Source organism: Streptomyces sp. NPDC037421 (genome assembly GCF_055602105.1).
This window is the reverse complement of sequence record NZ_JBVJWV010000023.1, coordinates 67,535-77,954: the sequence shown is the minus strand read 5'-3', so window position 1 is coordinate 77,954 and position 10,420 is coordinate 67,535. Positions and strand designations below refer to the sequence as shown.

General features: G+C 75.2%; 7 protein-coding genes. 6 read left to right on the top strand and 1 reads right to left on the bottom strand.

The window, feature by feature from the left end; genetic code table 11:
• Positions 1-198: 198 nt before the first annotated feature.
• The gene (murA, locus tag ACZ7IF_RS27620) at positions 199-1,536 is read right to left on the bottom strand and encodes a UDP-N-acetylglucosamine 1-carboxyvinyltransferase (protein ID WP_007264398.1); all 1,338 of its coding nucleotides are present in this window, start codon (positions 1,534-1,536) and stop codon (positions 199-201) included.
• Positions 1,537-1,798: 262 nt separating this feature from the next.
• Between murA and ACZ7IF_RS27615 the strand changes: the two genes are divergently transcribed.
• The 6 genes from ACZ7IF_RS27615 (at position 1,799) to ACZ7IF_RS27590 (ending at position 10,392) form a co-directional block, all read left to right on the top strand.
• Positions 1,799-2,359 (top strand): YqgE/AlgH family protein, encoded by a 561-nt coding sequence (locus tag ACZ7IF_RS27615; RefSeq protein WP_470976485.1) that lies wholly within the window; start codon positions 1,799-1,801, stop codon positions 2,357-2,359.
• Positions 2,360-2,387: 28 nt separating this feature from the next.
• A complete protein-coding gene (locus ACZ7IF_RS27610) occupies positions 2,388-2,669 on the top strand; it encodes a DUF3039 domain-containing protein (protein ID WP_470976482.1) in 282 nt (93 codons plus the stop codon).
• A gap of 198 nt (positions 2,670-2,867) precedes the next feature.
• Positions 2,868-4,508 carry a beta-N-acetylhexosaminidase gene (locus tag ACZ7IF_RS27605; RefSeq protein WP_470976479.1) on the top strand — a complete coding sequence of 547 codons (1,641 nt, stop codon included), beginning with the start codon at positions 2,868-2,870 and terminating at the stop codon, positions 4,506-4,508.
• Between the two features lie 438 nt (positions 4,509-4,946).
• Positions 4,947-5,804 (top strand): FAD binding domain-containing protein, encoded by an 858-nt coding sequence (locus ACZ7IF_RS27600; protein ID WP_469114465.1) that lies wholly within the window; start codon positions 4,947-4,949, stop codon positions 5,802-5,804.
• Complete coding sequence (locus ACZ7IF_RS27595) at positions 5,801-8,026, top strand: (2Fe-2S)-binding protein (RefSeq protein WP_470976476.1); 2,226 nt, start codon at positions 5,801-5,803, stop codon at positions 8,024-8,026. Before ACZ7IF_RS27600 ends, ACZ7IF_RS27595 begins: the two co-directional genes overlap by 4 nt.
• A gap of 50 nt (positions 8,027-8,076) precedes the next feature.
• On the top strand, positions 8,077-10,392 hold the full coding sequence (locus tag ACZ7IF_RS27590) for a xanthine dehydrogenase family protein molybdopterin-binding subunit (RefSeq protein WP_470976591.1): 2,316 nt from the start codon (positions 8,077-8,079) through the stop codon (positions 10,390-10,392).
• Positions 10,393-10,420: the final 28 nt, after the last annotated feature.

The window sequence follows — 10,420 nt, the reverse complement described above, 5'->3', positions numbered from 1 at the left end:
GGGGCGCAAAAATTAGAGAGAAACAGAAAGAGAAGGCGAGCACCACTTTGGGCGAGGGCCCAACACGCCCCCGGGGGACGGAGGGGGTAGGGAGAAGGCCCGAGGGCGGCCACCCCGTACGGGGTGGCCGCCCTCAGGCCTTTCCAGGGCCCCGGAGGGGCCCGGCAGGGGCCCCGGAGGGCCCCCGCGGGGGGAAGATCAGACCAGGTCGCCGTTGGGCAGCTCGACCTTGGCGCCGAGCTCCTGGAGCTTCTCCATGAAGTTCTCGTAGCCGCGGTTGATCAGGTCGATGCCGTGGACGCGCGAGGTGCCCTCGGCCGCCAGCGCCGCGATCAGGTACGAGAACCCGCCGCGCAGGTCGGGGATGACCAGGTCGGCGCCCTGCAGCTTGGTCGGGCCGGAGACGACCGCCGAGTGCAGGAAGTTGCGCTGGCCGAAGCGGCAGGCGCTGCCGCCCAGGCACTCGCGGTACAGCTGGATGTGAGCACCCATCTGGTTGAGCGCCGAGGTGAAGCCCAGCCGGGACTCGTACACCGTCTCGTGCACGATCGACAGGCCCGTGGCCTGCGTCAGGGCGACGACCAGCGGCTGCTGCCAGTCGGTCTGGAAGCCGGGGTGCACGTCCGTCTCCAGCGCGATGGCCTTCAGCGGGCCGCCCGGGTGCCAGAAGCGGATGCCCTCGTCGTCGATCTCGAAGGCGCCGCCGACCTTCCGGTACGTGTTCAGGAAGGTCATCATCGAGCGCTGCTGGGCGCCGCGCACGTAGATGTTGCCGCCGGTCGCCAGGGCCGCGGAAGCCCACGAGGCGGCCTCCAGGCGGTCCGGGAGCGCCTTGTGGTTGTAGCCGCTCAGGCGGTCGACGCCGGTGATCCGGATGGTCCGGTCGGTGTCGACGGAGATGATCGCGCCCATCTTCTGCAGTACGCAGATGAGGTCCTCGATCTCCGGTTCGACGGCGGCGTTGCTGAGCTCGGTCACGCCCTCGGCCAGGACGGCCGTCAGCAGGACCTGCTCGGTCGAGCCGACCGAGGGGTAGGGCAGACGGATCTTGCACCCGCGGAGGCGCTGCGGGGCCTCCAGGTACTGGCCGCCTTCGCGCTTCTCGATGGTCGCGCCGAACTGGCGGAGCACGTCGAAGTGGAAGTCGATCGGCCGGCCGCCGATGTCGCAGCCGCCCAGGCCCGGGATGAAGGCGTGGCCGAGGCGGTGCAGCAGCGGGCCGCAGAAGAGGATCGGGATGCGGGAGGAGCCCGCGTGCGCGTCGATGTCGGCGACGTTCGCACTCTCGACGTAGGTCGGGTCGAGGATCAGCTCGCCCGGCTCTTCACCGGGGCGCACGGTCACGCCGTGCAGCTGGAGCAGACCGCGCACGACCCGCACGTCACGGATGTCGGGAACATTGCGCAGCCGGCTCGGCTCGCTGCCGAGCAGGGCGGCCACCATGGCCTTCGGCACGAGGTTCTTCGCACCGCGGACACGGATCTCGCCCTCGAGCGGGGTTCCGCCGTGGACAAGCAGGACATCGTTGCCGGTCATGGATCTCGCGTTCCGGAGTGGATGGGCAGGGGACCAGACGTAAGGGTAAGGGCCACCACCCCCATGTTTGTATGGGTGACGGGGCCGTAGGACTGTCATGAATACGGCACAGCACCCTCGGTGTCCGCCAGGTAGCGGAGTGTTGCGTTCCGGCGTGCGGGGCGGCGCGCGCTCCTCTCTGCCGCCGTGCGCCCTGAGCTGCGCTTGATCCGGTACCGCCGCCCGCTCCCCCCGAGGGGCGATTGTGCGAGATCATGTGCCCATGACCGAGGTGTCCTCCCTCACAGGGCGGCTGCTCGTGGCCACCCCCGCCCTCGCGGACCCGAATTTCGACCGCGCGGTGGTGCTGCTGCTCGACCACGACGAGCAGGGCTCGCTCGGCGTGGTCCTCAACCGGCCCACCCCCGTGGACGTCCGCGACATCCTGCTCCCCTGGGCCCCGCTGGCCGGCGATCCGGGGGTGGTGTTCCAAGGCGGCCCCGTCGCGCTGGACTCGGCCCTGGGGGTCGCCGTGATACCCGGCGACGAGGGCCCGCTCGGCTGGCGCCGGGTGCACGGGGCGATCGGCCTCGTCGACCTGGAGGCCCCGCCCGAACTGCTCGCCACCGCCCTGGGCGCCCTGCGCATCTTCGCCGGGTACTCCGGATGGGGCCCCGGCCAACTGGAGGCCGAGCTGGGCGACGGCGCCTGGTACGTCGTGGACTCCGAACCCGGCGACGTCTCCTACCCCGACCCCGAACGGCTGTGGCGGGCGGTGCTGCGCCGCCAGCGCAGCGAGCTCGCGATGGTCGCCACCTATCTGGACGACCCGTCGCTGAACTGAGCCCGGCGGGGTTCAGTACCCTGGTTTTATGAGCACTCTTGAGCCCGAGCGCGGGACTGGTACGGGGACCCTCGTAGAACCGACGCCGCAGGTGTCCCACGGCGACGGCGACCACGAGCGCTTCGCCCACTACGTCCAGAAGGACAAGATCATGGCGAGCGCGCTCGACGGCACCCCCGTCGTGGCGCTCTGCGGCAAGGTCTGGGTCCCGGGCCGCGACCCGAAGAAGTACCCCGTCTGCCCCATGTGCAAGGAGATCTACGAGTCCATGGGCGCCGGCGGCGACAAGGACAAGGGCGGCAAGGACTAGCGGCAAGGTCCTGACCTACGCCGCCGAAGGCCCCCGATGCGCGTGAGCGCGTCCGGGGGCCTTCGCCGTGTGCGCGGGGCGGGTTAGGGTCGGCGCGACGAGCGTCGCCCCGCGGGACGGGTGCTGTGCGGGACGCCGCGGGCCGGCTGCCGCCGCCTCCGCGGGGGCGACCGGCCGGCTGCCGCGGAGGGCTGACGCATGGACCTGATCCCGCTACCCGAGAGCGCCGTTCCCGACCCGCAGGGGCGCCGACACGCCTTCGGGCCCGAGCCCGTGCTCGAAGCCGGGCCCGGGACCGGCGGCGTCGCGCGCTGGCTGCGCCGGGAGGTGGGCGCCGCCACCGGATGGGCCCTGCCCGCGCCCGCCGCCGGCGCGCGGGGCGACGTACGGCTGCGGATCGAGGCCGGGGGAGCGGGCGGGCTCCGGCCCGAGGCGTACCGGCTCGACATCGGCGCCGACGGCGTGGAGCTGACCGGCGGGGACGCCGCGGGGCTGTTCTGGGGCGCCCAGACGCTGCGTCAGCTGCTCGGCCCCGACGCCTACCGGCGGGCGCCGCTGCGGCCCGGGCGGACCTGGAGCCTGCCGTACGCGGCCATCGCCGACAGCCCGCGCTTCGGATGGCGCGGGATGATGCTCGACACCGCCCGGCACTTCACGCCCAAGGACGGGGTGCTGCGCCACATCGACCTGCTCGCCGCCCACAAGCTGAACGTGCTCCACCTGCACCTGACGGACGACCAGGGCTGGCGGATCGAGATCCGGCGCCACCCCCGGCTCACCGAGGTGGGCGCCTGGCGGGCCCGCAGCCGGTGGGGCCACCGGGCCTCCCCGCTGTGGAACGAGACCCCGCACGGCGGCTTCTACACCCAGGACGACATCCGCGAGATCGTCGCGTATGCGGCCGAGCGGCACGTACGGGTCGTCCCCGAGATCGACGTGCCCGGGCACTCGCAGGCCGCCATCGCCGCCTATCCCCGGCTGGGCAACACGGACGTCGTGGACACCGCCGCGCTCGGCGTGTGGGACGACTGGGGCATCAGCGAGAACGTCCTCGCCCCGACCGAGGAGGTACTGCGCTTCTACGAAGGGGTCTTCGAGGAAGTGCTGGAGCTCTTCCCCGCCGAGGTCTCGCCGTTCGTCCACGTCGGCGGCGACGAGTGCCCCAAGGAGCAGTGGCGGGCCTCGCCGGCCGCGCAGGCGCGCGTCCGCGAGCTGGGCGTGGACGGGGAGGACGGGCTGCAGTCCTGGTTCATCCGGCACTTCGACGCCTGGCTCGCCGCCCGCGGCCGCCGGCTGATCGGCTGGGACGAGATCCTGGAGGGCGGCCTCGCCGACGGCGCCGCCGTCTCCTCCTGGCGCGGCTGCGCGGGCGGCGTCGCCGCCGCCGAGGCCGGGCACGACGTGGTGATGTGCCCCGAGCAGCAGGTGTACCTGGACCACCGTCAGGCGGACGGCCCCGACGAGCCGATGCCCATCGGGTACGTGCGCACCCTGGAGGACGTCTACCGCTTCGAGCCCGTGCCGCCGAAGCTGTCGCCGGAGGCCGCCGCGCACGTGCTGGGCGCCCAGGCCAACGTGTGGACCGAGGTGATGGAGAACCAGGCCCGCGTGGACTACCAGGTGTTCCCCCGGCTGGCGGCCTTCGCCGAGACGGTGTGGTCGCGGCTGCCGGAACCGGAATCCCGTGACTGGGCCGGGTTCGAGGCGCGCGCGAGCGCCCACCTGGCGCGCCTGGACGCCCTCGGGGTCGACTATCGGCCACCGGCCGGACCGTTGCCGTGGCAGCGGCGGCCGGGGGTCGTGGGACGCCCGGTCGACGGCGCGCCCCCGATCGTGTGACCCGGGGGCACGGGGGGCGCTCCGGCGCCGCCTGTCCGGAAGCGGAACTCTTCGGGAACCTTTGGAACTCTCGCTCAAAGAGGGCCGATCCGGGGAAAAACGGACGTTCGGGCGGAGGGTGGACGGCACCGCGTGCGGGTGCCGCCCGGCCCCGCCCGACCGCCCCGCCCCGGCCGTCCGCGGGCGGCGCCGGAGCGCGGGCCGGCCCCCGGTGCGCGGGCGACCCTCGCGCCGGGCGGTCCCGAAGATGTGCCAGAGTTGCCACGTCCCGGCGGTGAGCACGTACCGTACGGCGGACAGGCGTGAGCGCCGGGACCGGGACATCGGGAAGGGGCAGCCGGGTTGACCACGCACGCACCGCACACACCGCATTCGGCTCAGGGGCCGCACGCACCGCACTCGGCTCTTGAGCCGCAGGCGGAGCGGGCGCAGTCCGTGATGCTGCCGGCCTCGCTCGACGAGGCCGTCGCGGCACTCGCCGCCATGCCCGCGGCCGTGCCCGTGGCGGGCGGCACCGACCTCATGGCCGCCGTCAACGCCGGGCTGCTGCGCCCCGCCGCCCTGGTGGGCCTCGGCCGGATCAACGAGATCCGCGGCTGGCAGTACCAGGACGGGCACGCGCTGCTCGGCGCCGGACTGACGCACGCCCGGATGGGGCGGCCGGATTTCGCCGCTCTGATCCCGGCGCTGGCCGCCGCCGCCCGGGCCGCGGGCCCGCCGCAGATCCGCAACGCCGGCACCCTCGGCGGCAACATCGCCTCGGCCGCGCCGACCGGTGACGCCCTGCCGGTGCTGGCCGCGCTGGAGGCGGAGCTGGTGATCGTCGGCCCCGGCAGCCTCGGCGACACGGGGAGCTCGCAGCGCGAGATCCCCGTCTCCCACCTGCTGGCCGGCCGCGACATGCTGCGGCCGGGCGAACTGATCGGCTTCGTGCGGGTGCCGCTGCTGCACGCCCCGCAGGTGTTCCTGAAGGCCACGGGGCGTACGGGACCGGGGCGCGCGGTGGCGTCCGTGGGGCTCGTACTGGACCCCGCGCGCCGCGGTGTGCGGTGCGCGATCGGCGCGGTGGCCCCGATGCCGCTGCGGCCGCTGGAGGCCGAGCAGTGGGTGGCCTCGCTGATCGACTGGGACGGGGACCGCAGCCTGGCCCCCGAGGCGCTGGAGGCCTTCGGCGAGTACGTCGCGGCCGCCTGTGTGCCCGACCAGGGCGAGCAGGTGTCCTCGGCGGTACTGCACCTGCGGCGGACGGTGGCCGTGCTGGCGCGCAGGGCCCTGGGGAGGGCGCTGACCTCATGAGCGAGAACGAGAACGTGAGCGGAACGACGGGGAACGCGGGGCAGGCTGCCGGGGCCGGCAACGGCTGGGGCTGGGAGCCGGTTCCGCAGGGCGGCGAGTACGACAACGAGGCCACGGCCTTCGTGCAGCTGCCGCAGGAGATGCTGGACGCGCTCGACAGCGGGGAGCCGCTGGCGGCGCCCGGGCACGGCTTCGTGCCGCCGCCGATGATCGTGCCGCTCGGGTCGGGCAGTACGGACCCCTCCGCCACCGGCACCTGGACGATGCCGGTGCAGTGGCCGGACGCCGGCTCGGGGACGGCTCCCGGGGCGGGCGCGGGCCCGGCCGCCGAGGCGGCCGCCCGCGCGCCGATCCCGGCTTCGATCCCGCTCCCGGCATCGGTGGCGGCCGCCTTCGCGGCGGCGCCCGCGGGGGAGTCCGAGGCCGAGCCGCAGGGCGGCGGGCCGCACGCGGAGCCGGCCGCCGGCGGGCCGCACGGCACGCTGGGCGGCGGGCTGCACTTCGAGCCGACGGGTGCGCTGCACGCGGGCCCGTCGGGCGGTGCCCTGCACGCGGGCCCGTCGGGCGGGCTGCACGCCGACCCGCAGGGTGCGCTGCACGCGGAGGGGCACGGCGCCGCCCTGCACGCGGAGTCGCCCGGTGGCGGGCCGCACGGGACGCTGGGCGGCGGGCTGCACGTCGGCCCGCACACCGACCCCTACGCCGGCCCCCACGCGGATCCGGATCCCGGCGCGACCGCCGAGTGGCACTTCCCCGAGGCGGTGCACCGCCCGGAGGACGCGATGGCCACCGGGCAGTGGACGCTGCCCGGCGGCGCGGGCGATCCCGCCCTGGACGGCGGCTGGGGCCAGGGCGCCCCGGCGGTGCCGTCCGGCGGGGCCTCCGCCCCCTGGGCCCCGCCCGCGGCGCCCGAGGCGGCTCCCGGGGTGCTGCTGAGCTCCGGCGTGCTCCCGGGCGGCGCCGCCGGCGTGCCCGCGGGCTCCCCGGGACGCGGTCCGAGGGTGCTGGGCGGCCCCGGTGTGGGCACCCCGCTGCCCGAGGGCTACCTCCAGGCCGGGCCGGAGCCCGAGGCCGCGCCCGCGGCCGCCCCGGACATCGAGGCCTCCCACGGCCCGGCCGGGATGCCGGTCGAGGGCGAGCGGCCGCGTCCGGTGGAGGCCGACGGCGGCGCGGAGGGCGCCGAGACCGCCGGACACGGCTTCGCGGAGCCCCCGGCGGCGGCTCCGGCCGAAGCGGAGGCCGCGCCCGTGCCGGGTGACGGCGGTGCCGACAGCGGTGTGACGCCCCCGGCCGAGGGCGATACCGGGAGTTTCCCGGTGCAGGAGACCGCGTACGAAGAAGAGCGGGTCCCCGCCGTCGCCCAGCACGAGCATCCGGCGGCTTCCTACGTCCTGCGGGTCAACGGCGCCGACCGGCCCGTCACCGGGGCGTGGATCGGCGAGTCCCTGCTGTACGTGCTGCGCGAGCGCCTCGGCCTGGCCGGCGCCAAGGACGGCTGCTCGCAGGGCGAGTGCGGAGCCTGCGCGGTCCAGGTCGACGGGCGGCTCGTCGCCTCCTGCCTGGTCCCGGCGGCGACGGCGGCCGGCAGTGAGGTGCGCACCGTCGAGGGCCTCGCGAGCGGCGGGGAACTCTCCGACGTGCAGCAGGCGTTGTGCAGGTCGGGCGGGGTGCAGTGCGGGTTCTGCGTGCCCGGCATGGCCATGACCATCCATGACCTGCTGGAGGGCAACCACGCCCCCAGCGACCTGGAGACCCGCCAGGCGCTGTGCGGCAACCTCTGCCGCTGCTCGGGCTACAAGGGCGTCATCGAGGCGGTCCGCGAGGTCGTCGCCGAGCGCGAGGCGAGCGCGGCGGAGGCCGAGGCGCTCATCCCGCACCAGGCGCAGCCCGGCGAGGGCGGGATCCACCCGGCCCACCCGGCGGCCCACGGGACGGACGGGTTCGACCCCTTCGGCTCGAACCCGGGATCCGGCGTGTTCGACGGCGGCCAGTCCGGCTTCGACGGCCAGTCCGGCTTCGGCGGCCAGGCGGGCTTCACCGGCCAGGCGGGCCCGGACGGGACCGACGGCCGGGGCGGCCCGATCGGCCTCCCCGGACCCGACGGACACGGCGGCCTGAACGGACCCGACGGACACGGCGGCCTGCACGGACCCGACGGACCCGACGGACTCGGCGGCCTGAACGGATTCGGCGGGGACCAGCACAACGGAGGCATGGCGTGAGCGGGCAGGACGCGGCCACGGCGACGGCCGGAACCACCACGACCACCACCATGGCGACGGTGAGCCTCGGCACCGACGGCGACACCGAACAGCCGCGCCCCCTGCGCGGGATCGGCGTCTCCGTCCCCTCCACGGACGCCCGTGCCAAGGCCGAGGGCACCTTCCCCTACGCCGCCGACCTCTGGGCCGAGGGCCTGCTGTGGGCCGCCGTGCTGCGCTCGCCGCACGCCCACGCCCGCATCCGCTCCATCGACACCTCGGCCGCCGCGGAGATGCCCGGCGTACGCGCCGTCATCACCCACGCCGACGTCCCCGGCGCGACCACCCACGGCCGGCGCATCGCCGACCGGCCCGTCTTCGCCCACGACGTCGTACGCCACCACGGCGAGCCCATCGCCGCCGTGGCCGCCGACCACCCCGACACGGCACGCCTCGCCGCAGCCGCCATCATCGTCGAGTACGAACTCCTCGACGCCGTCACCGACCCCGAGCAGTCCTTCGGCGCGGCCCCGCTGCACCCGGACGGCAACCTGATCCGGCACATCCCGCTGCGCTACGGCGACCCCGAGGCGACCGGTGAGGTCGTCGTCGAGGGCCTGTACCGCATCGGCCGCCAGGACCCCGCGCCCATCGGCGCCGAGGCCGGCCTCGCCGTGCCCCGGCCCGACGGCGGCGTGGAGCTCTACACCGCCTCCACCGACCCGCACACCGACCGCGACCTCGCCGCCGCCTGCTTCGGGCTGGAGCCGGACCGGGTGCGGGTGGTCGTCACAGGGGTCCCCGGCGCGACCGCCGACCGCGAGGACGCCGCGTTCCAGCTGCCGCTCGGCCTCCTGGCCCTGCGTACGGGCTGCCCGGTGAAGCTGGCCGCCACCCGCGAGGAGTCCTTCCTCGGCCACTCCCACCGGCACCCGACCCTGTTGCGCTACCGTCACCACGCGGACGCCGAGGGTCGGCTCGTCAAGGTCGAGGCCCAGATCCTGATGGACGCCGGCGCCTACGCCGACGCCTCCGCCGAGTCCCTCGCGGCGGCCGTGGCCTTCGCCTGCGGCCCGTACGTCGTCCCGCACGCCTTCGTCGAGGGCTGGGCGGTCCGTACGAACAACCCGCCCTCCGGACACGTCCGCGGCGAGGGCGCCATGCAGGTCTGCGCCGCGTACGAGGGCCAGATGGACAAGCTCGCCGCCGCCCTCGGCATCGACGGCGCGGAGCTGCGCATGCGCAACGTCCTGGCCACCGGCGACCTGCTGCCCACCGGCCAGACCGTCACCTGCCCGGCCCCGGTGGCCGAACTCCTCCGCTCCGTCCGCGACTACCCGCTCCCCTCCCTCCCCAAGGACACCCCGGAGGAGGAGTGGCTGCTGCCCGGCGGCCCCGAGGGCGCGGGCGAACCGGGCGCGGTGCGGCGCGGCGTCGGCTACGGCGTGGGCATGGTCCACATGCTCGGCGCCGAGGGCGCGGACGAGGTCTCCACCGCCACCGTGAAGGTGGTCGGCGGCACCGCCACCGTCATCTGCGCGGCCGTGGACACCGGGCAGGGCTTCGCCACCCTCGCCCGCCAGATCGTCCAGGAGGTCCTCGGCATCGACGAGGTGACCTGCGCCCCCGTCGACACCGACCAGCCGCCGGCGGGCCCCGCGGCCCACGGCCGGCACACCTGGGTGTCGGGCGGGGCCGTCGAGCGGGCCGCGAAGATGGTCCGTACGCAGCTCCTCCAGCCGATGGCGCACAAGCTCGGCATGTCCACGGAGCTCCTCCAGATCCAGGACGGCCGGATCACGTCGTACGACGGCGCCTTCTCCATGACGGTCACGGAGGCCATAGAGGGCAAGGAGCTCTGGGCCACGGCCCAGTGCCGCCCCCACCCCACCGAACCGCTCGACGAGCACGGCCAGGGCGATGCCTTCGTGGGCCTGGCCTTCTGCGCGATCCGCGCGGTCGTCGACGTGGACATCGAACTCGGCTCGGTCCGGGTCGTGGAACTGGCCGTGGCCCAGGACGTCGGCCGCATCCTCAACCCGCGCCAGCTGGAAGCCCGCATCGAAGCGGGCGTCACCCAGGGTGTCGGCGCGGCCCTGACCGAAAACCTCCGCTCGGTCGCCGGCCTGGTCCGCCACCCCGACCTGACCGGCTACGCGCTGCCGACGTCCCTGGACGCCCCGGCGGTGCGCATCGTCCGGCTGGTCGAGGAGCGCGACGTCGTGGCCCCGTTCGGCGCGAAGGCGGCGAGCGCGGTCCCGGTGGTGACCACCCCGGCGGCGGTGGCCTCGGCGGTCCGCGCGGCGACGGGCCGCCCCGTGAACAGGATCCCGATCCGGCCATCGGCGGCGGTCGCGGCACCGGTGCCGGCGGTGCCCAACTCCTAGCCGTCTGCGGCCTGTCGGCGCCGATCGT

Coding starts and splice junctions, on each gene's coding strand:
- ACZ7IF_RS27610 (WP_470976482.1), top strand. CDS start 2,388: ATGAGCACTCTTGAGCCCGAGCGCGGGACTGGTACGGGGACCCTCGTA.
- ACZ7IF_RS27600 (WP_469114465.1), top strand. CDS start 4,947: ATGCTGCCGGCCTCGCTCGACGAGGCCGTCGCGGCACTCGCCGCCATG.
- ACZ7IF_RS27615 (WP_470976485.1), top strand. CDS start 1,799: ATGACCGAGGTGTCCTCCCTCACAGGGCGGCTGCTCGTGGCCACCCCC.
- ACZ7IF_RS27595 (WP_470976476.1), top strand. CDS start 5,801: ATGAGCGAGAACGAGAACGTGAGCGGAACGACGGGGAACGCGGGGCAG.
- murA (WP_007264398.1), bottom strand. CDS start 1,536: ATGACCGGCAACGATGTCCTGCTTGTCCACGGCGGAACCCCGCTCGAG.
- ACZ7IF_RS27605 (WP_470976479.1), top strand. CDS start 2,868: ATGGACCTGATCCCGCTACCCGAGAGCGCCGTTCCCGACCCGCAGGGG.
- ACZ7IF_RS27590 (WP_470976591.1), top strand. CDS start 8,077: ATGGCGACGGTGAGCCTCGGCACCGACGGCGACACCGAACAGCCGCGC.